This window comes from Micromonospora sp. NPDC003197 (genome assembly GCF_053590565.1).
This window is the reverse complement of the sequence record NZ_JBSFTE010000013.1, coordinates 1-24,361: the sequence shown is the minus strand read 5'-3', so window position 1 is coordinate 24,361 and position 24,361 is coordinate 1. Positions and strand designations below refer to the sequence as shown.

24 protein-coding genes are annotated in these 24,361 nt (G+C 64.3%); 16 read left to right on the top strand and 8 right to left on the bottom strand.

Annotation, left to right across the window (positions count from 1 at the left end):
• Positions 1 to 14: 14 nt before the first annotated feature.
• Positions 15 to 2,063, top strand: coding sequence for a type I restriction-modification system subunit M (locus ACWDV4_RS16305; protein WP_449979243.1), 2,049 nt, complete (start codon positions 15 to 17; stop codon positions 2,061 to 2,063).
• Entirely contained in the window at positions 2,060 to 3,274 is a 1,215-nt protein-coding gene (locus tag ACWDV4_RS16300; RefSeq protein WP_449979241.1) for a restriction endonuclease subunit S, read from the top strand. The genes ACWDV4_RS16305 and ACWDV4_RS16300 overlap by 4 nt, the downstream gene beginning before the upstream one ends.
• 81 nt (positions 3,275 to 3,355) lie before the next feature.
• Here the strand turns inward: ACWDV4_RS16300 and ACWDV4_RS16295 are convergent, their stop codons facing one another.
• The 5 genes from ACWDV4_RS16295 to ACWDV4_RS16275 all read right to left on the bottom strand — a co-directional run bounded on the left by ACWDV4_RS16295 (position 3,356) and on the right by ACWDV4_RS16275 (position 7,013).
• On the bottom strand, positions 3,356 to 3,799 hold the full coding sequence (locus ACWDV4_RS16295; protein ID WP_449979238.1) for a hypothetical protein: 444 nt from the start codon (positions 3,797 to 3,799) through the stop codon (positions 3,356 to 3,358).
• A 327-nt stretch (positions 3,800 to 4,126) separates the two neighbouring features.
• Positions 4,127 to 4,585 carry an Imm1 family immunity protein gene (locus ACWDV4_RS16290; RefSeq protein ID WP_449979235.1) on the bottom strand — a complete coding sequence of 153 codons (459 nt, stop codon included), beginning with the start codon at positions 4,583 to 4,585 and terminating at the stop codon, positions 4,127 to 4,129.
• Entirely contained in the window at positions 4,582 to 5,343 is a 762-nt protein-coding gene (locus tag ACWDV4_RS16285; RefSeq protein WP_449979232.1) for a DddA-like double-stranded DNA deaminase toxin, read from the bottom strand. The genes ACWDV4_RS16290 and ACWDV4_RS16285 overlap by 4 nt, the downstream gene beginning before the upstream one ends.
• A gap of 34 nt (positions 5,344 to 5,377) precedes the next feature.
• Entirely contained in the window at positions 5,378 to 5,593 is a 216-nt protein-coding gene (locus ACWDV4_RS16280) for a DUF397 domain-containing protein (protein ID WP_449979230.1), read from the bottom strand.
• Between the two features lie 52 nt (positions 5,594 to 5,645).
• The gene (locus ACWDV4_RS16275; protein ID WP_449979228.1) at positions 5,646 to 7,013 is read right to left on the bottom strand and encodes a hypothetical protein; all 1,368 of its coding nucleotides are present in this window, start codon (positions 7,011 to 7,013) and stop codon (positions 5,646 to 5,648) included.
• 486 nt (positions 7,014 to 7,499) lie between these two features.
• Here ACWDV4_RS16275 and ACWDV4_RS16270 point away from each other — a divergent pair, with 486 nt between their 5' ends.
• The 12 genes from ACWDV4_RS16270 (at position 7,500) to ACWDV4_RS16215 (ending at position 20,211) form a co-directional block, all read left to right on the top strand.
• The gene (locus tag ACWDV4_RS16270) at positions 7,500 to 7,784 is read left to right on the top strand and encodes a hypothetical protein (RefSeq protein ID WP_449979226.1); all 285 of its coding nucleotides are present in this window, start codon (positions 7,500 to 7,502) and stop codon (positions 7,782 to 7,784) included.
• Entirely contained in the window at positions 7,781 to 7,936 is a 156-nt protein-coding gene (locus tag ACWDV4_RS16265) for a hypothetical protein (protein WP_449979224.1), read from the top strand. Before ACWDV4_RS16270 ends, ACWDV4_RS16265 begins: the two co-directional genes overlap by 4 nt.
• Positions 7,933 to 9,156, top strand: a complete 1,224-nt coding sequence (locus ACWDV4_RS16260) for a helix-turn-helix domain-containing protein (RefSeq protein WP_449979221.1) — start codon at positions 7,933 to 7,935, stop codon at positions 9,154 to 9,156. Before ACWDV4_RS16265 ends, ACWDV4_RS16260 begins: the two co-directional genes overlap by 4 nt.
• The gene (locus ACWDV4_RS16255; RefSeq protein WP_449979219.1) at positions 9,153 to 9,587 is read left to right on the top strand and encodes a hypothetical protein; all 435 of its coding nucleotides are present in this window, start codon (positions 9,153 to 9,155) and stop codon (positions 9,585 to 9,587) included. Before ACWDV4_RS16260 ends, ACWDV4_RS16255 begins: the two co-directional genes overlap by 4 nt.
• A gap of 100 nt (positions 9,588 to 9,687) precedes the next feature.
• A complete protein-coding gene (locus ACWDV4_RS16250; protein WP_449979217.1) occupies positions 9,688 to 10,077 on the top strand; it encodes a hypothetical protein in 390 nt (129 codons plus the stop codon).
• Positions 10,078 to 10,426: 349 nt separating this feature from the next.
• Positions 10,427 to 12,595 carry an AIPR family protein gene (locus tag ACWDV4_RS16245; RefSeq protein WP_449979215.1) on the top strand — a complete coding sequence of 723 codons (2,169 nt, stop codon included), beginning with the start codon at positions 10,427 to 10,429 and terminating at the stop codon, positions 12,593 to 12,595.
• A 48-nt stretch (positions 12,596 to 12,643) separates the two neighbouring features.
• On the top strand, positions 12,644 to 15,856 hold the full coding sequence (locus tag ACWDV4_RS16240) for a type I restriction endonuclease subunit R (RefSeq protein WP_449979213.1): 3,213 nt from the start codon (positions 12,644 to 12,646) through the stop codon (positions 15,854 to 15,856).
• Positions 15,857 to 15,885: 29 nt separating this feature from the next.
• Positions 15,886 to 17,460 carry a protein kinase domain-containing protein gene (locus tag ACWDV4_RS16235; RefSeq protein ID WP_449979210.1) on the top strand — a complete coding sequence of 525 codons (1,575 nt, stop codon included), beginning with the start codon at positions 15,886 to 15,888 and terminating at the stop codon, positions 17,458 to 17,460.
• A gap of 77 nt (positions 17,461 to 17,537) precedes the next feature.
• Positions 17,538 to 18,074: a YbaB/EbfC family nucleoid-associated protein gene (locus tag ACWDV4_RS16230; protein WP_449979208.1), complete on the top strand. Its 537-nt coding sequence runs from the start codon at positions 17,538 to 17,540 to the stop codon at positions 18,072 to 18,074.
• Complete coding sequence (locus tag ACWDV4_RS16225) at positions 18,071 to 18,388, top strand: type VII secretion target (RefSeq protein ID WP_449979205.1); 318 nt, start codon at positions 18,071 to 18,073, stop codon at positions 18,386 to 18,388. The genes ACWDV4_RS16230 and ACWDV4_RS16225 overlap by 4 nt, the downstream gene beginning before the upstream one ends.
• The gene (locus ACWDV4_RS16220) at positions 18,385 to 19,824 is read left to right on the top strand and encodes a WXG100 family type VII secretion target (protein WP_449979202.1); all 1,440 of its coding nucleotides are present in this window, start codon (positions 18,385 to 18,387) and stop codon (positions 19,822 to 19,824) included. Before ACWDV4_RS16225 ends, ACWDV4_RS16220 begins: the two co-directional genes overlap by 4 nt.
• Before the next feature lie 9 nt (positions 19,825 to 19,833).
• Entirely contained in the window at positions 19,834 to 20,211 is a 378-nt protein-coding gene (locus ACWDV4_RS16215; protein WP_449979200.1) for a hypothetical protein, read from the top strand.
• A 196-nt stretch (positions 20,212 to 20,407) separates the two neighbouring features.
• Here the strand turns inward: ACWDV4_RS16215 and ACWDV4_RS16210 are convergent, their stop codons facing one another.
• A complete protein-coding gene (locus tag ACWDV4_RS16210) occupies positions 20,408 to 20,800 on the bottom strand; it encodes a cyclic-phosphate processing receiver domain-containing protein (RefSeq protein ID WP_449979197.1) in 393 nt (130 codons plus the stop codon).
• A 98-nt stretch (positions 20,801 to 20,898) separates the two neighbouring features.
• Positions 20,899 to 21,711: a MerR family transcriptional regulator gene (locus ACWDV4_RS16205; protein WP_449979194.1), complete on the bottom strand. Its 813-nt coding sequence runs from the start codon at positions 21,709 to 21,711 to the stop codon at positions 20,899 to 20,901.
• 54 nt (positions 21,712 to 21,765) lie between these two features.
• Here ACWDV4_RS16205 and ACWDV4_RS16200 point away from each other — a divergent pair, with 54 nt between their 5' ends.
• Positions 21,766 to 22,134, top strand: coding sequence for a nuclear transport factor 2 family protein (locus ACWDV4_RS16200; RefSeq protein WP_449979192.1), 369 nt, complete (start codon positions 21,766 to 21,768; stop codon positions 22,132 to 22,134).
• Here ACWDV4_RS16200 and rox read toward each other — a convergent pair.
• On the bottom strand, positions 22,124 to 23,566 hold the full coding sequence (gene rox / locus ACWDV4_RS16195) for a rifampin monooxygenase (RefSeq protein WP_449979628.1): 1,443 nt from the start codon (positions 23,564 to 23,566) through the stop codon (positions 22,124 to 22,126). The genes ACWDV4_RS16200 and rox overlap by 11 nt on opposite strands.
• Positions 23,567 to 23,788: 222 nt before the next feature.
• On the opposite strand from rox, the gene ACWDV4_RS16190 reads away from it, so the two are divergent.
• Positions 23,789 to 24,262 carry a hypothetical protein gene (locus tag ACWDV4_RS16190; protein ID WP_449979190.1) on the top strand — a complete coding sequence of 158 codons (474 nt, stop codon included), beginning with the start codon at positions 23,789 to 23,791 and terminating at the stop codon, positions 24,260 to 24,262.
• Positions 24,263 to 24,361: the final 99 nt, after the last annotated feature.

Sequence of the window (24,361 nt, the reverse complement as noted above, 5' to 3'; positions counted from 1 at the left end):
GCGGAAGGAATCCGTTGAGCACCAGCAAGCACAGCGAACTGGCGAATCACGCTTGGTCGGTCGCCGACCTCCTGCGCGGCGACTACAAGCAGTCCGACTACGGCAAGGTGATCCTGCCGTTCACGGTGCTGCGCCGCCTGGAGTGTGTCCTGACACCCACGCGGGACCAGGTGCTGGAGACGTACGAAAAGCGCAAGGGCGAGGATGTCGACGTGGCGCGGTTCCTGCGCCGCGCCGCTGGACACAGCTTCTACAACATCAGCGGCTACACCCTGAAGTCGATCACGAACGACTCCAGCCAGACGGCGAAGCACCTGATCGCCTACATCGGCGCGTTCTCCGAGAACGCGCAGGAGGTGCTGCACCGCTACGAGTTCCCGCAGCAGATTCGCCGCCTCGACGGCGCGAACCTGCTCTACCGGGTGGTCGGCCGCTTCGCAGACCTGGACCTGGACCCGTACCAGCGGGACCCGAAGACCGGCGAGATCCGCACTGACGATCACGGTCAGCCCTTGGCCAATGTCTCCAACCACCAGATGGGGTACGTCTTCGAGGAGCTGATCCGGCGGTTCGCCGAACAGTCCAATGAGACCGCCGGTGAGCACTTCACCCCGCGTGAAGTGATCGAGCTGATGGTGAATCTGCTGGTCGCCCCGGACGACGACGCGTTGAGCGTGCCGGGCGTGGTACGCACGGTGCTGGACCCGGCCTGTGGCACCGGCGGCATGCTGAGCGCGGCCGAGGAGCACATCACCAGGCACAACTCGTCGGCGACCGTGGAAGTCTTCGGGCAGGAGCTGAATCCGGAGTCCTGGGCGATCTGCCGATCCGACATGATGATCAAGGGTCAGGATCCGGAGAACATCAAGTTCGGCAACTCGTTCAGCGACGACGGCCACCGGACGGCCAGATTCGACTACCTGCTGGCCAACCCACCGTTCGGGGTCGAATGGAAGAAGGTCAAGGACGAGGTCGAGAACGAGTACGAAAAGCTCGGCACGAGCGGCCGATTCGGTGCCGGCCTGCCCCGGATCAACGACGGCTCGCTGCTCTTCCTCCAGCACATGATCTCAAAAATGAAGCCGGTGACCCCCGACGGCAAGGGCGGCAGCCGGATCGCCATCGTCTTCAACGGCTCGCCACTGTTCACCGGGGCGGCCGAGTCGGGCGAGTCCCGCATCCGCCAGTGGATCCTGGAGAACGATCTGCTGGAGGGCATCGTCGCCCTGCCGGACCAGCTCTTCTACAACACCGGGATCTCGACGTACTTCTGGATCCTCACCAACCGCAAGCTCCCCGACCACCGGGGCAAGGTGATCCTGCTCGACACCCGGGAGCACTTCGCCAAGATGCGCAAGTCGCTCGGCGACAAGCGCAAGTACCTGACCGCCGAGCAGATCACCGAGATCACCAGCCTCTACGGCGAGGCCCTGCACGCCGCCGAGGACCCCGAGCACAAGCTGCACCAGAAGGTGAAGGTCTTCGCCAACGAGGACTTCGGCTACCGCCGGATCACCGTCGAACGGCCGCTGAAGCTCCGCTTCGAGGTCACCGAGGAAACCCTGACCCAGGTACGCGAGTCGAAGCCGATCGGGAAGGCGCTGGACGTCGACGCGTTCGAAACCGCCCTGAAGCCGCTGCTCGACCGCTCGTGGAAGACAAAGCGGGCGGCCTGGGACGCGGTCCGCACGTCGATGGCCGAGACGGGTGTGCTCTGGCCCAGCGGTGCCCCGTTCCAGAAAGCGCTCCGCGAAGTCCTCGGCGTACGCGACCCAGAGGGCGAGGTGCAGCTCGTCAAGGGCGAGCCCGAACCCGACCCGGAGCTACGCGACTACGAGAACGTGCCGCTGCACGAGGACGTGGACGAATACCTGCGCCGCGAGGTGCTCCCCCACGTCCCGGACGCCTGGATCGACCACACCAAAACCAAGATCGGGTACGAAATCCCGTTCACCCGCCACTTCTACGTCTACAAACCCCCCAGGCCCCTCGCCGAAATCGACGCCGAACTAAAGGCGCTAGAGGCCGAAATCCAAGCCCTCCTCAGCGAGGTGACTCAGTGATCAAGTTCGGCACTTGGGCCACTCGCCGCGCAAGATTCGCCTTCGCACAACGCGACGTACGAGGGGTTGCGGCGCCGCTAGCATCCGCAACAAAAGATGGCGTACTCTTGCGAACCGATCTCGATTTTTCAGTCTGGAACCCGGATTCCGACATTTCCAACTACAAGCTCGTCGAGCCAAACGATTTCGTCATTGGATTACGCTCTTTCCAACACGGGATCTCACACTCTACCGTTAAGGGCCTCGTTAGCCCCGCCTACACCGTCCTACGAGCAACACCTGAACTAGAACCGCGCTACTACAAGCACTACTTTCGATCAAGCGTTCTTATCTCACAGTTGGCGAACATCACCCAGGGGATCCGGCAAGGCCAAGCGATTGACATAGAAGCGTTTAGAAATCTTGATATCCCCGTTCCACCATTAGAGGCACAGCAGCGCATCGCCGATTTCCTCGACGCCGAAACCGCCCGCTTGGACAGATTAGGTGAGGTGATGCGTCGACAGATTGACGCACTCACCGAGAGACGACTGCGAACACTCGACATTGCCCGGCCATCTGACCCGAATGCTCCCACGAGGCGACTTGGGTACGCGACGCAGCTAGTGACCAGCGGCTCTCGCGGATGGGCCGATTTCGTAAGGGATAGCGGGTCCCTCTTCTTCCGCAGCGCGAACCTCCGCCGGGACAGCCTTGACCCGAACCTGGCGGCCCTAGCCTATGTGCAGATTCCCCCTTCAGCGGCAGCAGAGGCATCACGCTCTCGAATCAGTGAAGGCGACATACTAGTGGGCATCACTGGAGCCAACGCGGGGTGGGTAACTCTTGCCGACAATTCGGTAAAGGGTGGCAACGTAAGCCAGCATGTCTGCCTAGTACGGCCTGCAAATGAGGAAATTCATAGTCGATGGATCGCCTACCTAATCGCCTCGCCGACCATACAGACAGGTCTCATGGAAAGCCAATACGGGGGCACGAAGACACAGCTGTCCTTGCCTGACATTCGCAATATCCGCATTCCTGTTATGCCGACCTTTCAACAAAAGATCCTTGCGGCCGAGATTGACAGCACCTTGAAAATCTTGGACAGGCAGAGGGATCTACGTAACCGTCAACTCCGCACCTTGACCGAGCATCGGCAGGCGCTGATTACAGCAGCGGTAACTGGGCAGATTGATACTTCCACCGCCAGCGGCCGAGGAGTTGCATAACGGATATAGGTCAGGGTCGGCCACCTTCCCCAACCTATAGCTCCCGGGAAAGACCTCGGCAGTTCAATCCATCCGGGCACCTCAGCGAACGCTTTCCAGGATTGCCTCTATTCGGTCGAGGTAGTCCCACCATTCCTCGTCATCGCTCCGACAGGAGGACAACAGGTGCCCGGCAACCACGAAGGTCAGGATAGTAACGTTCTCGGTCGGGACTACACCAACAAACGGCTCGCCATTCATTAGCCGAAGGAGAAAGGTGGCGACTTCTTCATCTGCCGGTTCCGCCCACGCTTCGGCTCGAACGACCTCAGTGGCCACTCCCCGGATCTCACCCTCGCTCGGGTTCCCCTCATGAATGTCAAACATCAGGGTATAGACGATTGAGACGCCCAGCCCTATAGCTTTCCGGGCGGTTTCTTCATCTGGGAAAGCCTGTAGAGCCCTATTCAGCCTGGGAAAGTCACTTATAACAGCCGCATGGATAGTGTTCCGGACGATCGGCTCAACCCGACTATCGATCTTCATCCTGCTTCCTCTGCGTTGAGGGGTAAGCCTCCCCGCAGTTTGACCAGCAAGCACGGCCATGGCCGGTCGGGTCGACGCTGCGGAAGGGCTGATGCAACACCTTCAACGCGGCATGCCCGATGGAGAAACGCCCTCGGCGTTGGGCATATGGCAAGGTGTCCGAACTCCAACTCCTCAGACAAGGAGTTGCTGACCAACAGCGGAGGTGTTTTTCTTCACCTGCCCGAGGTGCGAGGCGTTGGCGGACTATACCGAGATTGGCCGCCGCCCAGACCGAGGCCCTGCACGACACGAAGCACGGTGGTCAGGCCACCACGATAGGGATACCTAGCCCCAGGGATCGTCCGCTGGCATCCGGTCATGACCTGCTGGACCGTCCTCTGTCCCGATCTGGTCGCTCCAATCGACGCAAGTGGGTCGCTCGTCTGTCATGACGAGTTGCCGCACAACCTCGAAGGCCAATTCGGGGGTAATGCGGGTTTCGGCAGGGTGGTAATCGGTGGCCTGGCCGCCATAGCTGAACTCGATGTCGCCGTCCCAAGGGCTGACGCCGGGCACGACGGCGTAACCGCCTTCGGGGTGGCCGAAATAGAGCACAAACGACCGATTCGGGTGACCAACACCAACCTGAGCACCACCATCGGGTCGCCCGTCGCGATAGCGAAACACATCAACCACGATCGGCTGCCCCATCTCGTGCAGCGGAAGGAGGAGCTGCTCGACCTGCTCCGGGCTGTTCAGCGTGGCGTGGCCAGTACCGAGCCAGGTCGCTTCGTAGGTGGTCATCCCGTGGTTCCCTCTCCGGTGCCGACGTATGTTCTCCAAAACCTCACGCGGCCGTCCGCTCCCATAACGTAGACCGACAGGCGCGAGTTAGCTGGTAGCAGCTCAGGCAAGATCGTGCTGCAGCCGTACGGGCCAGGACAGGGCGGTGCGGAGAGCACCAAAACGGCATCCTTCGGGCCGCTCGGGCGACGCATGACCGCAGCCGCGTGACCCTCCACGTGCTCAACCGCCGACTTGAGTCGGTGCCACTGGTTGATCTTGTCGTCGCGGCGTAACCCCGGGGCTCCGGCTGCCGGTCCGTGGGTCCCGCTCCACATCGGCTTGCTCCGGGTACGTCCATCGGCGGTCGCGAGCACCCCGACGGTCTTGTTGCTCCGAGGTAGCAGTTGGCATATGCCTTCCCCCACGTGGTGCACCCATTCAGGAACAACAGGCGCGAATGGCAAGTTGGCCGACTGTTCCGTAGATGTACCGCCTGCCGCAGAAAGCGGAACTCCAATGATGGTGGTCGAGTAGTAGGCGAGTGCTTCAGCAGCTCGCAAGGTAAGAGTGGCGGCCTCGTCGGCTCGCCCGGCTGCACCGGACAGCGTGGTCGCGGCGTCGGTGACTTCATGTCGTCCCGCTCCGTACGCAACCGCAGCAAGCCGCCGCTGTGCCTGGTCGAGCTTGGCGCGGGCCGTATACAGGGCGGCAGCAACGGCATTCAGATCGGCGACCTTGGCCCGTATGGTCGCGGCGACCTCAGCGAGTGCACTCATGCCCCTCCATCAGTTCATCGTTCTGACGGAGTAGCTAGCCCTCAGCAACGACGGAGGAGTTGCGAGAGCGGAAGCTGTTGGCCTTGAGGCTGCCAGTAAAGGTTGTCCACGCGGCCGGGTTGAAGCTCAACATCCCGGCGGTGGGGGCCTTGGAGTCGCGGACGTCGACCTGGGCATCCCGGTCACGCACCTCGACGCACTGGCCGTTGCTGCCGGATCGGCTCGACTTGCGCCAGGCGTTACGTTCCATGCTTGCTCAGCTCCTTTCACAATCAGCGCCTCTGCCGCTGTCATTCAGCGCTTCAGGTGGCGATTAGGTCTTTGGCGTCTGTGCAGAAGCGACTCACGGCAGGAGTACGCCGGTACGGGGCCAGGGCACCGACGAGGTTGCGTACGTGCTTGATGCACCTCGCGGAGGTGACCTGACCAGTGAGGGTCTGGACGGCTTGGTCTCCGAGGGCGAGCGCTTTGTCCAGGTCGGGATGCCCCTGCCGGACGTACGTAGTGGCGAGCAGGGCATTTCGCAACGCGCCCTCACGGGTGTACTCGTTGTCCTGTAGCCGAAGTGCTGCTCGTAGGTGCTCTCGGGCGCGCGACCAATCTTCGAGCTTGACGTAGCAGTACCCAGCTTGCGCGTGGGCCTGTGCCTCGTTGATCCAGTAGGCCCAGTCCGGGTCGCCGTGCTCGGGCTGATTGTCAGCGAGCCTGTCGAAGGCACTGTCGAGCGCGCGGCGGGCATCCGCCACCGACTGATTGTTGGCGTACGCCTCCGCGGCCCTTAGGTCGAGGATTGCCGCCACCCTCGGGCTCGTGGCCGGATAACTCGCCCGCGCGGTTTCTGCGAGGGTCACGGCTTGCCGGAGTTGCCCGAGGTCCTTGGCCTGGCAGGACATGAATCCGAGGATGTTCGCCCCGAGGCCACGGTCGCCAGCGGTGTGCGCTTGGTAGAGACCAGCGATCCAGAAGCGCTGAGCCTGACTGTGGTGACCGTTGTCGAATGAGAGCCAGCCGGCCAGACGTAGCAACTCACCGGCGGTGGTGTGAAGGCGGCGTCCAACGGTGTCCGGGTAGCGGCGATTACGCAGCACTCCGACCACGGTGCTCAGATGTTCGCGAACCAAGCCGAGGGTTTGTCCGCTGCCGAGATGATCGTCCATGCGTCGGAGGCTGGCCGTCACGGCGTCCAGATGGTCGACGACCTCGCCGGAGATCGGGCGACCGGTAGTCGACGCAACGTCAAGCGGCGGCTGAGTGATCAACCACTCATGCGCTGGTGACGTCAGTGCGGAACCGAGCAGAGTGAGAAACATCCGTCGGTGCATCATTCCTTCAGGTTCGTTCACAACCTCAGCTGCTTGCAAGGCCCCGGCTGGTGACCAGGGCAGCTCCAAGCCGGCAGAAGCGGGTGCGGCCTCAAATCCGTCGTCAGGCCAACCCAGCTCATCAAGGGTGACCGCTCGGCGTAACTGCTCGGACAACAGCGCGATGATCAACGATGGCCACGGGCTGCGGGGGACGTCGCCCTTCTTCCACTTGTACGGCGTCTTGAGGTGCAGCCGCTCTGTTCGGCCATGCCGTTCCGCGCACTCATTGAGGCGCCGGGCAAGCTGTTCGGGCTGCCAGCCCACCTCGGTCAACAAACGGCTGATCGCATCCCCGCTGGATGTCACCCTCTCCTGACCCTCCATGCGTAGTGGCCGGTCACACGCACAGTATCGGACGCATCGTGAACAGTGAGTCCTCGGCACTGATCCGCACCGATAGGCACCCACGCGCACCGACCCACGTCACCGTCTCGGTGAGGTCAACTCGACGCACCCAAACGGACAGTGACCCAATTCAAGTCCGGTGGAACGGCTGGGGGTTGCGGGCGCGGCAACGCCTCGACTCCCGGCCACACCAGAAGGTGAGAGTGCTCGTGATCAGCGAAATCCTGTCGATTCCCTACAGCGGTGTGCTGTCGGCGTCTCTGCTCAGCCCCGGCGAACTGGAGACACAGCGGTGAGCCGGCGGCGGGAGTACCACGGGCGGCATCGGCTGGAGGACCGGCGATCCGCCACCCCTACCCGGCCGGCGTGGGACGCTCCGACCGCCCTGATCGGGCCGGTCCTCCCCCACGCCCAACAACACTCCCTACCGGCGGGCGGTGGCCGCAGATGAACCCACCCAACCTGCCCGACATCCCACCCGGCACCCTGCTCCGGCTCGACACCGAAGACTGGTACCACCCCGACGAGGCCACCTTCGAAGTCGACCGCGACATCGCCCTGATCGTCGCCAAAGTCCACACCGACACCGCATCCGCCACCAGCGTCTCCGTCTGGGTCACCGGCCACGCCCCCGAATGCACCTGGCCCACCAGCGAATACCACCCACCCTGCATCCAGGTCCGCGTACTCCGCGAAGCCCTCCGCCGACTCGTCGGAGGCAACCAGCAATGAACACACTCGTAATTGACGAGATCCTGCGCATCGTGCTTGGCGGACTCGGGCCCGGATTCCTGCTCGGCCTCTTCGCCTTCAAAGTCAAGTCACGGTGGTGCCCCCGCTGCGGCGCATCCACCGAAACCCTGCGCCGTACGGAGGACCGATGACCGGACCGGGCCGGCAGCAGCCCAGCGGGATCCCACCCATCGGCCGACGAATGGCCCAACTCCGAGCCCGACGCGGAATCAGCCAACAGGTTCTCGCCAACCGGCTCGGCAAGTCGGAAAGCTGGGTTGGCAAGGTCGAACGCGGCGAGCGACGCCTCGATCGGCTCTCTGTCATCGAGTCGGTCGCCGAGGCGCTCGGCGTCAGCCCAGAGGTCCTACTCACCCACAAGACTCGACAACGCACCCCGCCGATCGAGGACGTCGCCGGGGCCGTGGAACGCGTACGGGTCGCCTTGGCCTGCTACGACTCCCCCGGCCCCGGGGCCAACAACCGCCAGCCGCCGTCGTCGGTCGCGGCCCAACTCGAGTACGCCTGGACCGCATACCAGCACGCCGACCACACCCAGGTACTCCGCATGCTGCCCGACCTACTCACCAACATCCGCGCCACCACCGGCCCGCAACACACCCGCGAACTACAGGTGCAGGTCTACCGGATCACCGCGCAGGAGCTGGTGAAACTCGGCGAACCGCATCTGGCCTGGCTCGCCGCCGACCGCGCCATGGCCACCGCCGCCGGCAATCCACGACACACCGCCATCGCCACGGTTTCCCTGGCCCAGGCGCTGCGCGCTCTCAACCGAGGCCGGCTGGCAATGGCCGCCGCCATCACCGCCGTACGTCAGCTCACCCCGCCGCCGTCCCACCAGCCCGCGCCGGACGACCTGGCCCTCACCGGAACCCTGCTGATCGAGGCCGCCCTATCCGCCGCCACCTACCGCGACACCACCACCGCACGCCACCTCGCCGACCGCGCGGCCCGCCTCGCCGACACCCACGACAGTCACCCTGACCTCGACAGCGGCGGCATCTGGTTCGGGTCGATCGTGGTCGACCTCGCCCGCGCCCTCATCGCCGCCGACCTCGGCGACAACCAACAAGCCATCACCACCCACCAGTACGCCACCAGCAGCAACACCTGGCCCCGACTCCCCGCCGAACACCGAGCCGCCCACCTCATCGACATCACCCACGCCCACCTCGACCTCGGCAACCCCCGCGCCGCCGGTCGCGCCCTCGTCACCGCCGACCGCATCGCCCCTGCTGAGACGCGCATCCGCCCCGCCGCCCGCACCGCACTCACCGCCGTGCTCCGCACTGGCAGCACCTCGGCCGACGTAACCCGCCTCGCCACCACCATCGGCCTGGCCCGCCGATGAACCTAACCGCGCTGAGAGGCCTGGTTCGGGCGCTGGCCAGCGCTGACTGGGACGCCGCGGACGTCTTCGCGATGCAGCTCGGCCATGACGGTTGGACAGGCGGCCTGCAATTCATCGGTGCCGCGTTCGCGCTCGCGGTCAACGAGCACTTCAGACCCAACGCCGCCCCAACCGATGTGGCCGCCTTCGTGTCGATGACCCGGGCGTCGTACCAGGAACTCGACTGCCTGCCAGCTCTCGAAATGGAGCATCTGATCCGGGCCGCCCTCGGCGAGCCGGAGCTCGCCGACCCCATTGCTGCCGCAGACATGCTCAGTCTCGAGATCTTCGTCCTCGGTCACCTACTTCCCCGGACGCACCTGACCCCAACAGAGCTCGATGAGTTCGTGGCCGAGGCCGAGCAACTCGCGGATCCCTGGCAATTATCGTGAGCCGATGGACACATCCCAGCCGCAGGCACCGCACGACCACGGCCAGCAGCCGTACGGGCCACCGTCCGCACCGCCGCGTCGCCCAGGTGTTCGGGGGAAAGTGATCGCTGCGGCGGTCGCCGTATGCGTGGTGCTGATTGCCGCCACCGCCGCTGGGGCGTTCCTGACTTGGCAGCGCGTCAGCAGCAGCGACAACCAACAGTCCACTGTGTTCGTCATCCGGCTCTGCAGCGCCCAGTCGCCGAATCCGGCGTGCCAACAGCAGGATCACACCGACGCGCAGGCCGCCGCGATCAAGGAGATCCTTGTCGAAAGCGCTGTAACCATGTCTGTGTCCTTCGACGAAGCTGTCCCCGTGACAGCATCCGGGTCCTCACAGAACTGGATCGCCGCAGCGTTCTTCCTGCACACCGTCAAACCAGAGAAGATCGAAACGATCAAGGCTCTCGTTGAGGGACAGCCCGCCGTCGACGACGTCGTGCCCGGATAGCTCACAGGTTCCCGCCTGCGAGAACCGATCCGTCTGGCTTTCCCGCCCGCCATCAAAGTCGTCTGCAAAGGGCGGCCGAACGGGCGACCCGGGCCACTGCCCGCAGTGTGGCCGATGATCTCCGACAAATGTCGTACTAGGTTGATGCTGGTCAACCGCAGGTATCGGCAGCCAACCACTTCGGACGGTTTCCGCGCGTCGCTCAGCCGGCTACGATAGGTGCTCACGGGCGTCAAGATCAGATTCGTCCCGCGGATCGAGGCACGCCACCATGCGGCGACCAGCCTCGCCCAAACCGTCCACAGCAACTTGCGCCAACACGGCCAAAGGTCAGCAGTTAGGTAGTCGGGTGAGCGGAAAGAACGCGATGCCGAGCGCGGCAGAGCAGCATGACACAGCACCGAAGACGCAGATTCGACAGGTACGGAGTGCGCTCAAACGAGAATTCGAGGACCTGATCGACCTCACGGATCTCGGCAACAAGTCGGGCAACGAGCGTGAGCAGGCATTCCTATCGAGAGCCCTGGCCGCTCTGGTGGTACGGGATCTGACCGGCTGCGATTCTGCGGCCGCCGCCGAGGCGGTCATCGACGGCCGAGACGATATCGGCATTGACGCGGTGGCCACCGACAAAAGCGCGTCACACCTGTGGTTGATTCAGTCGAAGTGGAGCGACAACGGCCGAGCGGGCTTCGGCGTCGCCGAAGCACTCAAGTTCATAGATGGACTTCGCCACATCGACTCTCGGCGTTTTGATCGATTCAATATCCGGTTCCAGAACCTCGCGGACCAGGTCGCCGCAGTTCTGAGTAATCGCGGATCGAAGATCACGCTGGTGCCTGCGGTCATGCGGACCGACGCCTTGTCGGACGAGGTCGTAAGACGGCTTGTCGACGCGCAGGACGAATTCAACCAACTGGGCAACATGCTCGACCAACGCATCTATCTGGCGCGAGATGTTTGGGAGGTGGTGCGCAACGACTTTGCGGAACCTCCGATTGAGCTTACCGCCAAGATGCAGGACTGGATTCGGATCACCGAACCCTACGAGGCGTTTCAGGGAATCGTCTCGGCAGCCGAGATCGCCGAGTGGTATGCCACCCACGAGGATCGCTTGTTCGACCGCAACATCCGCAAGCCACTCGGCATCACACAGGTCAACCAGGGCCTGATCGAAACACTTACCGCAGAGCCACACAATTTTTGGTTCTTCAACAACGGGATCACCGTTCTGTGCAATGAACTAGTACCCGACTATTTCAGCCGCGCCACACGATCACCAGTCGCGCTGAAGTTGGACGGTGCCAGCGTCGTCAACGGCGCGCAGACTGTCCATGCAATACACCGGGCATACCAGAAAGACGGCGACACCGTCACCGACGGGCAGGTGACGGTCCGGGTCATCTCTCTGAAGAACTGCCCCCCAGGATTCGCCGAAGCAGTGACCACGGCCACAAATACGCAAAACCGAGTCGAGCGGCGAGACTTCGTCGCGCTCGATCGCGTGCAGGCAGCTATCAAGGAAGATTTCACGCTTTCGCTACAGAAGACATATGCAGTGAAACGCGGAGAGCCGGAGCCTCAGCTCGAAGACGGATGCTCAGTGGAGAGCGCAGCCATCGCACTCGCCTGTGCACACCGCAATTCTGATCTGGCGGTCCGCGCCAAACGCGGGGTGGACCTTCTGTGGGAAGAGGGCCCGCAGGGGGCCTACAACCTGTTGTTCAACGCGGAAGACCCGCCGTCGGCTTACCAGGTCTGGCGCAGCGTCTGCATCCTCCGGGAAATTTATGCCACGTTGCATAACACTGCGAAGAATCGTCAAGCGCGAGCTGAGGCGATCGCGGACCGCGGAAAGCTGCTCATCGCTCATATCGTCTTTCAGCACCTGGACCTCGACGGTATCGACGACCCCGAGGCCAACTGGGAAGAAATTCTCGCGCAGGTACCAGACGCAGTCGAACGCGTCACCGCATGGCTCGTTTATCACGTGGACGCCGAGTTCAACCAGAACTCAATCGTCTCCAGCACGCTTGCAGACCCCGACCACTGCCGCTTACTGGTTGGACTAGTGTTGGCAGACCTGAAACGCGATGTCCCCGTGCCCGATCTGCCTCAGGAATATCGTCCGGCAAAGAGGGTCCCGAGGCAGCGTAGACCCAATGCCGTTCCGACGCTGATCGACGCGAAGCGGCTGGCTGATGGCACGCCGCTGACCTACAAGGCGACCGGACAGACCGAGCGGGTGGCGATGGCCGAATGGCTCGCGGAGGACCCTAACCGCAGTGCCGCCACCTGGGTCAACCAGCGAGTACGGCCGATCTTGTGGGCTGCGGACGGAAAACGCTACTCCCCTTCTGGCTTGGTGCAGCAGATGTGGCGGATGGCGGGTTGGAGCAAGGCACCCGTTGCTGCCCAAGGGCCCTCGCGGTGGTACGTCGCGGGGGAAGGTTCGCTTTGGACGCTGGCTAAGGAGGCCATGGTGTCCCTCACCGACGCTGACGAGGGCGACGCCTAGACGGCTTGTGACGCCTGCACCTGGTCAAGCCGTCTTGAAGGAGATCCTATGAGTCCCATTCATCATGAGTCAGCTTTCGGTGATGCGATCGTCGCGGCGATGCTCGCCAACGGCTGGTCGGAAGGGAACCCGGCCGACTACCGGCCCGAGCTGGGGCTCGACACGCACCAGCTCTTCACCTTCATCGGGGCGACCCAGGCCGAGGCGTGGGACGACCTGGTCACCTACTACGGCGGTGACCCCAACGAGGCACAGCGCGGATTCGTCAAGCGGCTCGACCAAGCGATTTCGACCGACGGGCTGCTTGACGTACTCCGCAAGGGCGTCAAGGACCACGGGTTACGGATCCGGCTCGCCTACTTCAAGCCGTCCTTCGTGGAGTCCGACGCGATTCTGGACGACTATCGCCAGAACCGGCTCACCGTGGTCCGGGAGTTGGCGTACGCGACCAAGCAGGCCGACCGGGGCAACCGGCTCGACCTGACGCTCTTTCTCAACGGCATCCCGGTCGCCACCGCCGAGCTGAAGAACCCGCTCACCGGCTCCGGCGTCGAGCACGCCAAGGAGCAGTACCGAAGCGAGCGCGACCCGACCGAGCTGATCTTCTCGCGGCGGGTCGTCGCGAACTTCGCCGTCGACCCGGAGCTGGTCTTCGTCACCACCCAGCTCCGGGGTGCAAAAACTCGGTTCCTGCCGTTCAACACCGGCAGCGCCGGGCCGGGCCGACCGGGTGGCAAGGGCAACCCGCCCGCCACGGCGTACGGCACGTACGCCACCTCCTATCTGTGGGAAGAGATCTGGCAGCCAGACAACTGGCTCGACCTGCTGGAACGCTTCATCCACCGGCACCAGGAAAAGGGCGCAGACGGTCCTACCCGAAAGGTTTTGATCTTCCCCCGCTACCACCAGTGGCATGCGGTGCAGAAGCTGACCGCCCACGCCGCCTACCACGGGGCTGGGCACAACTACCTGTTGATGGCCTCGGCCGGCTCCGGCAAGTCGAACACCATCGCCTGGCTCGCCCACCGGCTGTCGTCGCTGCACACCCCGAACGACCCAGCGGAGCTCGACCCGGACGCCCTCGCCGCCGGGACCAGGCCAGGCAGCCCGGTCTTCGACAAAATTCTCATCATCACCGACCGGCGGAACCTCGACGCCCAGCTGCGGAACACCGTCGGCAGCTTCGAGCAGACAGCCGGCCTCGTCATGAATATCAAAGAAAGTCATGGGGCCAAGTCGGAGCAGCTCGCCAAGGCGCTCTCCCAGGAGACCGGCAAGATCGTCACGGTCACCCTGCACACCTTTCCGGCCCTGGTCGACTATCTCAAGCGCAACCCAACCGAGATCCGGGGCAGCCGGTTCGCCATCATCGTGGACGAGGCGCACTCGTCGCAGGCCGGTGAGGCGGCCACCGATGTCCGGCGGGTGCTGCGCGACCTCGGCCTCGACGCCGACTCCGACGAGGCCGGGGCGACCAGCGCAGACGCCGGGGCGACCAGCACCGACGGCCCGAACGAGGCCAGCGCCAATGACGGGAGGCTCACCGCGAGCGCCCAGCGGCGCGGGCGCAGCGGCAACCTTTCCTACTTTGCCTTCACCGCCACACCGAAGCACAAGACCCTCGAACTTTTCGGCACGCTCGGCGAGGACGGCAAATACCACCCGTTCCACACGTACTCGATGCGGCAGGCGATCGAGGAGGGCTTCATCCTCGACCCGCTGCGAAACTACGTCACCTACGACACCTACTGGAAGCTCGTCAACGAAAACCCGGACGAGCGCGAGGTCGACTCCGCCAAGGCCAACAAGGAGCTCGCTCGCTACGCGCTGACCCATGACTCCACGGTGGCGCAGCACGCCCAGATCGTCGTCGAGCACTTCCGGGCACACACCGCCGGGCGGCTCGGCGGCCGGGCCAAGGCGATGGTGGTCACCTCGGGTCGGCCGCAGGCCGTACAGATGTCCCGGGCGATCAAGCGGTACCTGGGTGACCGTGGCTATCCGAACCCGGGTGTGCTGGTGGCGTTCTCCGGCACCCTCACCTACGACGGCGAGGAGGTCACCGAGTCGAAGGAGAACGGCGGGCTGTCGGAGTCCGAGCTACCGAAGAAATTCGCCTATACCCGGGCCGATGACCGCAGCGCCCGCGCCGGCACCGCCGCCGGGCAGCGCGAATACCGCATCCTGGTGGTCGCGGAGAAATACCAGACCGGCTTCGACCAGCCGTTGCTCACCACCATGTACGTCAACAAGACGCTGACCGGGGTCGCCGCCGTGCAGACCCTGTCCCGGCTGAACCGCACCGCCGAACGGAAGAGCCAGAGCGACCTGGCGGTGCTGGACTTCGTCAACGACGCCGAGAAGGTCAAAGAGGCGTTCCGGCCGTACTTTGAGGAGGCCGAAACCCTCCCCTCGGACCCAAACCTGCTCTACACCGCGCAGAGCCGAGTCATGTCCCGGTCATTGCTGGTCGACGCGGAGATGCAGACATTCGTCGAGGCGTACCTGGCGGCCGAGGAGCAGGCCGCCGGCAGCGCGGCGACGTGGGCGAAGCTGCACGCCGAGCTGTACCGGCACCTCGCGCCGGCCGTCGCACGCTTCGCCGCACTGCTGCACGGCGAAGACGAGGAGGATCAAGAGGCCGCCGAGGAGTTCCGGGCCGACCTCACCGACTACGTCCGCAAGTACGGCTTCCTCGCCCAGATCGTGCCCTACACCGACGCGGAACTCGAACGGCTCTACCTCTACGGTCGGCACCTGCTCAACAAGCTGCCCCGGCTCAGCGACGGCGGTGTCGACATCGGCGAGGTCGACCTCAGCCACCTACGGGTGGAGAAGACCGGCGAACACGACGTCAGCCTCAACCCGGAAGGCCCGGCCGAAATGAAAGGCTTCGGCGACGGTACCGGCGGGGTGAAGGACCCGGAGAAGTCCCTGCTCTCCGAGCTGATTGCGCGGTTCAACGATCGGTTCGGCACCAGCTTCACCGACGACGACGTGATCAAGCCGTTCAGCGAGGCCGTTGCTGACCAGAAGGTACGCCTCGCCGCCGTCGCCAATGATGACGAGGAAAACTTCGGGCACGTCTTCGAGCCGGTGTTTGAGGAGAAGATGATGGATCACTTCGACACCGTCGCCGACCTCGGTCGTAAATACTTCGGGCCCGACCGGGACTTCCGCAGCTCGCTCAACCGCAGCGCCCGCAGCGCCGCCTGGCGGATGATCCGCCAGCAGGAAGGCGTCATCGACGACGTGGCCTGACAGTGTGGTCGTTACGTTAGGGGGTGGCAGTGCGGACCGAGCCGATCGCTGGCCGGTACGAGCTGGTGGAGCAGCTGGGCTCCGGTGGGATGGGGCAGGTGTGGCGGGGCTACGACGCGGTGCTCGACCGTGAAGTCGCCGTCAAACTAATCCGCACCGACGTCATCTCCTCCGCCGAGGAGGCTGAGGAATTCGCCAAACGATTCCGCCGGGAAGCGCGAATCACCGCCCGCATCCAGCACCATGGCGTGCCGCAGGTGTACGACGCGGTGCTCGACCAGTCGTACGACCGGGTCTATCTGGTCATGGAGTACGTACCCGGCACGTCCCTACGGGCGTACCTCCGGGCGGGTCAGCCGCTACCCGTCTCGTGGGCCGCCGCAGTCGCCGCCCAGATCTGCACGGTGCTCTCCCACGCGCACGCCATCCCCGTGGTGCACCGCGACCTCAAGCCCGACAATGTGCTGGTCACCGAAGCGGGTGCGGTGAAGGTGCTCGACTTCGGTGTCGCCGCCCTGCTGCGTACCGACGCCACCCGGCTCACTGTCACCGGACAGGTGCTCGGCACACACCGGTACATGTCACCCGAGCAGATCCGCGGCGCCAAGATCACCCCACAGAGCGACCTGTATGCCCTCGGCTGCCTGCTGCACGAACTTCTCGTTGGCAAGCCGCTGTTCGACGGCGTCGGCGAATTCGAGCTGATGCGGCAGCACGTCAACGAACCGCCCGTACCGCTGCGCAAACTGCGCGCTGATGTCCCCGAAGCCCTCGAAGATCTGGTACTCCAGCTCACCGCCAAAATCCCAGAGCACCGGCCCGAGGACGCGTACGACGTCTACGAGCGCCTGTTGCCGTACCTCCCGTTGCCGGGCGCGGCGGCCCCAGCGTCGTCGTCTTCCACTGTCGTACCCGATCCGACCCTGCTCTACCGCCGCCCCAACGCGCCCAAGCAGCGCCCGGCGGCCGAGCCACACTTGCGTGCCCGCCCGGTCCCGACCCTGCCGTCCTCGTCAGACGGGGTGCCGACCACGGATCTCCGAGGCGCGATCAGCGATGCGTTGTCGCACTCCAACGACCTGCTGGCCGAGGAACGCTACGCCCAGGCCGCAGAGGCACTTCAGCAGGTCATCACACCGGTGGCAGCCGCCCTCGGTGTCGAGAGCCCTCGCGTACTGACCCTTCGCAAGCGCCGGGCGGCCATCCTCGTCGTCGGGGGCGACTTCCGGCAGGCTCTGCCCGAGTTCGACGCCCTGTATTCGGCCTTCGCCCGTACCAGCGGGCCGACCTGCGCCGATGCGCTCTCCTGCCTTCGGCAGGCGGCCCACTGCCGGGCGGAGCTGGGGCAGGTCACCGTTGCCCTGCGCCAGTTCCGGCAGGTCCTCGACCATGTCCGCGCCGCCGAGAGCGACGTATCCACCGAGGCCCTGGAACTGCGTCGCGACATCGGCATACTCCTACTCGCCGAGGGCGATCTCGAACAGGCAGCGGCCGAGCTGATACCGCTGCATGAGGACCTGTGCCTGGTCTACGGACCGGATCACGAGGAGACCCAGGAGGTCGCTGACGTGCTCCTCCGCCTCCGGCGAGCCGACGGTGGATAAGCGAGGTCCATCTCGATGGGTCGTATCGTTGGCCATGCTCGCAGCTCTTCACCTGGACATTCGAACCAGACGCTCGGATGATCCACGAGCTGCGAATCCTGGATCTCCCAGACGACATGGAACCCACTCGGATTCGAAGAGCCGATAAAGTATCCCAGTCGAGAGGATTGATCATGCTAGGGCCCGGGTTTGGAGAGCACCTGGAGGCGACAGAGCAGTGGACTGAGCATTGGGTCGCGTCGGTATCGCAACGCGCGGAGCAGGCCAAGGCTTTGGCAGACGGAGTCGCGGCGATAACCGCCGAGTCATCGGGTGCCGATGGGGCGGTACGCGTCAAGGTAGCTGGCTCCGGCATGCTTGTCGATATTCGCCTGGATGAGCGGGTGTTGCAGTGGACGCCCCAGGAGATATCTGACGAAATTCTGATTGTAATGCGTCGCGCTCAGGGTCTGCTTACCGCTCAAGTGGGGCAGATGGCGGATAAGACGGTAGGGGCAGACACAGCGACCGGCAGGGCTGTGGTCGATGGTTTCGCCCGTAGGTTCCCCGTACAACAGGCTGATGATGGCGGGCCACTTACACGCCGCGATTCCGCTGCTGGAGGACGGGTATGACCAAGGGTTTTGAGGTAGACCAGGGGGCGCTCCTACGCCACGCCGGGTCGGTCGACACCGTGGCTCAAGAGGTTCAGATAGCTCGATCCGCAGCGGCGCACGTGCAGATGGGGCGGGACGCCTACGGCAGATTGCCGATCTGTCAAGCACTCGCAGGATTCCTGGAGCCAATTCAAGGACAAGCCCTGAATACATTGGTGGCCGCCGTTGACGCGTTGAACAGTACCGCAGATGCGCTGCGGTCAGCTGCTGGGCACTACGGCGACACCGATACCGAAGTAGCGAGGGCATTCAGCCACGGTAGTCGACCTTGAATGGGCAGACAGACGCCAACTCATTGATCGCAGCCCGCCAGGACTCCACGGACTGGTACAGCGGCATAGGCCTTGCCGATGGCATCTCCGCTCTGGTATCCGGATTCGAGTCAGGCACCTGGATCGACGCCAGCATCGGCGGGCTGGTCACCTCCATGGAGGCACTCGCATTCTGCACCGATCCACTAGGCTCCCTGGTTTCCTGGGGAGTCGCCTGGCTTATCGAGCACGTGAAACCGCTGTCGGATGCCCTCGATTGGCTGGCCGGCGACCCAGACCAGATCACCGCATATGCGCAGACCTGGCATAATGTCGCGAAACATGTGACAGGACAAGCGGCCACTTTAGCTACAGCGACACGAATTGAGTTGAGCGGCTGGATTGGCCATACCAGCGAGGCATATCTAACCCATTCCCGCAATATAGCGCAGTCACTGCAATCGATTGGCGAGGCAGCACATGCAATCGGCAACATAGTCAGAGGTGCGGGCTTTCTCGTCGCAACCGTCCGCGAACTCGTGCGGGACTTGATCGCAGAATTCGTGTCGATCCTTGCCGTACGACTATGGGAGTGGACAGCAGAGGTCGGAGTCACCTTAGGGGCGGGCACCCCCTTGGTCGTCTCTCAGGTATCGGCGCTGGTAGCTAAATGGGCCGCCAAGGTCGCAAGGGTCATCAACGGCCTAATTGCCAGCATCGGCAATCTCATGCCGATGCTCCGCAACCTCGACAACCTCATAAAGTCACTCAATGAAGTGCTACGAAACCTGCGACGGCAACCCGATACAGCAGGTATTCCGACACAGCGGGCCCCAGTCGGTCGGCCACCCACCGACGATCTAACCGTTCCCGGCGTCGGGCTGGACGGACCTGCGCTGGCAAGCACCCAGACGACTCCTCAGGTCAGCAATACGGAGCCCGTCGTACCCGGAAAGCTATCAGACCTCGATCCGACCGGACCAAGTGTCGATTCGGTGAATTCTGCCTCCACCCCTGGCACCGAGCCACCGCATGGAACCGCTTATTATTCGAGCGGAGATCCAATGCGGGAACTGGGCGCAGGGCGTGACACTCATCCTGCAGAGTGGCAAGCCTTAGAGGCCGAGGCACGATCGTACGGTGTCGAGATTATTCACCGTGACGGGGGTATCTTCTATACACCGGGCACCCGCCGCGGCAGCCCGGGGCAGCTTGTCATCGACCCTGACTCCTCAATTTCCGCAATACGTCATGAACTCAGCCATATTAGAGACGATCTAGCTGCAGGCTGGCGTGGCTTCGAAGGCGTATATGACCGAGACTTCCTATGGGCTTCGGAGGAACGCGCATACATGCTCGAGGTCAACTATGCTCGGGAAATCGGCCGCGATGACCTCGCGGAGGAACTACTTCAACTCATGCGCGACCGCAAGAATGAAATTTACGGAGCACCATAAGGGGTCGAAATGTTTGAACGGGATAGCGAGTTTGCAGCTAAGGCAACGGAGGATCTACAGAAACTTGCTAGTGATCCAAATGGTTCAGTAGTGTTGCGTGGACGCGCAATTCTCGAAGTCGGCCGGCGGGCCGTGGAGAATCCAGGGCTGGCGGACGACCTTCTGGAATGGGCAGCAAATCCCAGCTTTCAGCGCAGCAGATGGGTTGGTGCCGCAACGCTCGCCTGGATGGCCGCTGCGGCAGTCGGCTATTCCCAGCGCGACCCTGCCATCCGACAGAGGCTCCGCGAAGTACTGACGAACTGGGACAAACACGAGGTCAGAACCTTGCTCGCATGGGCTTCGCGAGAACCCTGGTTCGCGGACATGGACGATCTGAAGAACTGAAACATGAACGGTCGGCCTCATGTCTGCCGACAGCATCACTCCTCCCTTTCCAATGCAGCTCTCGCGCTGTCTGTGCGGGACCTGACCGCACCCCGCCGACCTGAACCCCAAGTCGGACCATGAGGTAGCCGGGAGATTGCCGGTGTTTACGTGTCTCCGATGGGCCGGAGGCACGTAGGACAAGCCCATCCCGCGCTCATACGTCTCGCACGGGGCGCAAACTTGATTGATCCGCCAGGTAGCCCACCGCAGCAGAACCAGACTCGATCCGTACGCGATATCCCCAACGTCGCAGCGCTTGGGCCATCTTGCCGGCACCGACTGGGTTTGCGGAGTGGACATGGACGATACCGATGTCGAACGGGTGCCCTTCGAAGGCCGTGCGCTCCAGCACTTCGATGACTGGCCCGATCGTGTCGTCTCCGCCGAGGTCGTGGTCGAGCCACAGCTCGTCCAGCCGCTCGTCGCGAAGGCGTACCAGGAGGGCCACCCCTGCGGCGCTGCTCCGGGCCACCTCGGCATTACGGCCATCCACAAAGGAGCGCAGATCGTCTATCAGAACAATGCGACCAGGCTTGCTGCCATTCACCGGACCATCGTGCCGTACCGCATCGGAAGATCCGAGGGCTCGGGAACGAACGACAGCCCTTGGCCTTCCACCGCGCACCAATTGAGGCGCGCAAAGAGTCAGCCGGGAGTGAGTCGGAAGACCGGCCAGCCGATCTCCGTACGCCACTGGTCGGAGGCTTTGGTGTCGCGGGGGCCGACGCGGTAGGTCTCGTGGATCGGCCCGGCAACGCCCAGGGCGTGCGTGACCACCCAGGCACCCAGGCGGCCGTACGTGACGTCGATGTCGTCGTGCGGCCCCGGGTGGACGGCGACGGCCAGGTCGACCGCCGGCAACTCGACAACCTCGATCCGCCCGGACGCGCGTGGTTGCCGTACCGGCCGGAAGACCGTCATCGCGCCCGCGCCTTCGGTGAACAGCTCGTTGGCGTACCGGCCGCCGGGTGGTCCGGTGTGTTCGGCGGGCGGGAAGGCGGCGTCTAGCTCCGCCATCGCGGTGTCGTACCAGTCGACCGAGTCGGCGAGCGCGACATGGTCGCTGATCGCGACGACGGTACGGGTGGGGACGGAACACAGCTCGACCTGAAGCGCCGCCGGATCGGGGCGCAGCAGCTGGCGCAGCGACACGATGGCGGCCCGGGTCCGGTCGAGTTCATCCTCAAGTCGCCCCAGATGGCCGGTGATCACGTCGGCACGCTGCTGTGGATCGTCGGTGGCGAGGATGGACCGGACCTCGGCCAGGGGTACGCCGAGCTGCCGGAGCCGGTGGATGACCTGCGCGGTGGGGATCTGTTCGGGCAGGTAGTAGCGGTAGCTCGTGTGCGGGTCGACCGTGGCGGGCGCCAACAGCTTGGCCTCGTGGTAGCGGCGCAGGGTCCGTACGCTCAGGTGGCTGAGCGTGGCGAACTCCCCGATGGTCAATCCCGTACGCATCCGGACAGTCTGCCTCCTTGACCCTCTCCCCAGGAGAGACCTGACCGTGGACGGATGAACACCGTTGACTGGAGTACCGGCACCAGGATCCCGCTGGCGGATCTGCCCGACCTGATCACTGCCTATCTCGTCGCGCACGAGAAGCGCGATACCGATAGCGCGATCGCGAGTTACGCCACCGATGCCGTCGTGACCGACGACGGTCGTACCTATCGTGGCCGGGACGAGATCCGGGCCTGGCTGGACGGCGCAGCCAGCGAGTACGACTACACGACCGAGCCCATCGCCGCCACTCGGGTCGACGATGGGCACTTCGAGGTGGTCCAGCATCTCGAAGGGAACTTCCCCGGCGGAACGGTCGACCTGCGCTACCGGTTCACGCTCACCAACGAGTTGATCAAAGAGCTGACGATCACCCCTTAGCAGTTTCCTTGTCGGCGGCACCGAACCACCGGGGCAGTTGGCGGCGCAACTCCTGCTGGTCGTCGCCGGCCCACGCGACGTGCCCGTCCGGCCGCAGCAGTACGGCGGGCACGTCCAACTCCTCGCTGACGTCGACAACGTGGTCGACCCGATCCGCCCAGCCGGCCACCGATAGCTGGCCGGTCTGGTCGAGCAGCAGTCCCCGGCCGCCGTGGGTCAGCTCGTAGAGACGTCCCCGCTTGAGCCGTACGTCCCGCATTCGCCGGCCGAGCAGTTCATGCCCCTCGCCGAAGTCATACCGGACCCCGATCGCGGTGATCTTCTCGATCAGGTACCGGTTGACCTCCTCGAAGTCCATCAGCTCCGACACCAATCGGCGCACCGCCTGAGCTCCCGGTTCGAGGGACAGCAGCTCAATCTGTGCCCGGGTGTTGTCCAGCACGTCGGCTGCCACCGGATGCCGTTCGGTGTGGTAACTGTCCAGCAGGCCTTCCGGTGCCCAGCCGGCGACCTCGGCGGCCAGTTTCCAGCCGAGGTTCACCGCGTCCTGGAGCCCCAGGTTGAGCCCCTGACCGCCGGTCGGCGGGTGGATGTGCGCCGCGTCGCCGGCCAGCAGCACCCGACCGGTCCGGTAGCGCTCGGCCAGCCGAGTGGCGTCGCCGAAGCGGGACAGCCAGCGCGGTGAGTGCACACCGAAATCGGTGCCGGCGTACACCCGCAGTTGCTGCTTGAACTCCCCCAGGGTCGGCGGGACAGTACGGTCCTCGGCCACCCCCTCGGCGGGCACGACAACCCGGTACACCCCGCCCCCAACGGGCCCGACACCAAACCGCTTCTGGGTTTTACGGACTTCGGCCATTACGGCCGCCACCGTCTCCGGCGGCGCCGTCACCTCCATCTCGCCCAGCAGCGTCTCCACCCTGCTGGGCTCGCCGGGGAAGCCGACACCGAGCAGCTTGCGTACGGTGCTGCGGCCGCCGTCGCAGCCGACCAGGTAACGCGAGCGCAGTTGCGTGCCGTCGGCCAACTCGACGGTTACCCCTTGGTCGTCCTGGCTCAGCCCGACCAGTTCGCAGCCGCGCCGGATTTCGACGCCGAGTTCCGTTGCCCGCTCGACCAGCAGACGCTCGGTGACCGGCTGCGGGATGCCGAGAATGTACGAGTGTGCGGTGTCCAGCCGGTCCGGCCACGGCTTTTCGATAGCGGCGAAGATGCCGCCGACCGCGTGCTGCTGTCCATGCGCAAGGAACCGCTCCAGCAGGCCCCGCTGGTCCATCAGCTCGATGCTGCGTACGTGCAGGCCGAGCGCGCGAACGTGCCCGGTCGGCGCGGTGTCCCGTTCCAGCACGAGCACGGGTACGCCGTGCAGCCGCAACTCACTGGCCAGCATCAAGCCGGTCGGTCCGCCCCCAGCGATGATCACGTCGAACATGAATCCCCCCATGATTTCCGCAGGTCCTGGCTTTGGCCGGAGAATTCTGCAATACCACCCGGGTCTTGCCGCAAGACCCCCAGTGCGATATACGTTGAGAGTGGCGGGAGGTTGTTGCTTTCCCTGCCTTCTGCGTTCGCAGCCCGCGCTCTACGCAGCGCCGGATGAAATCGGATCGGCAAATCGCGGCCCTCGTGCGACAGATCAGCACGTGGAAGGATCATGAGCATGCCGGTGACGGTCACGAACTACCGCGAGCTGTTCGCCAACGTGGCACAGCGCCCACGTATGTACCTGATGCGGGACGACTTCCCGACCACGGTCGCCTACATCGAAGGCTGCGATCAGGGCAACGCTCACCGGCTACTCGCCGGCTTCCGGGAATGGCTGGTAGCCCAGGTCGGCGGCGGAGACAACCTCACCTGGTGGGCCCTGGTCCTACGCCTGGCCGCCGCTGCGGAACTGCCGCCCGCGGAACTGCCCCCCGACATCGATGCGAGAGCGAAACAGACCCTCTTCCGCCTGCTTGACGAGTTCCTCGAACTCACCGACGAACGCAACGGACTCGCCCGAATCTACGCCGCGTACCACGCCTGGCGAGCCGCACGTACGGAACTCGGGTGCCAGGCTGCGGGCGAACCGTCGTGCCCACTCGTCGACTGGCCACGAGCAGCGTCGTACCGATTGCCTTCCTAGCGCGCTAAGGCGTGTTTCAGAAGTGGTGGGTTTGATCAAGGTCACGGCGTGGCGGTGATCGACAACTGAAGAGGTCTCCGGTATCTGGTTCTGCGACCA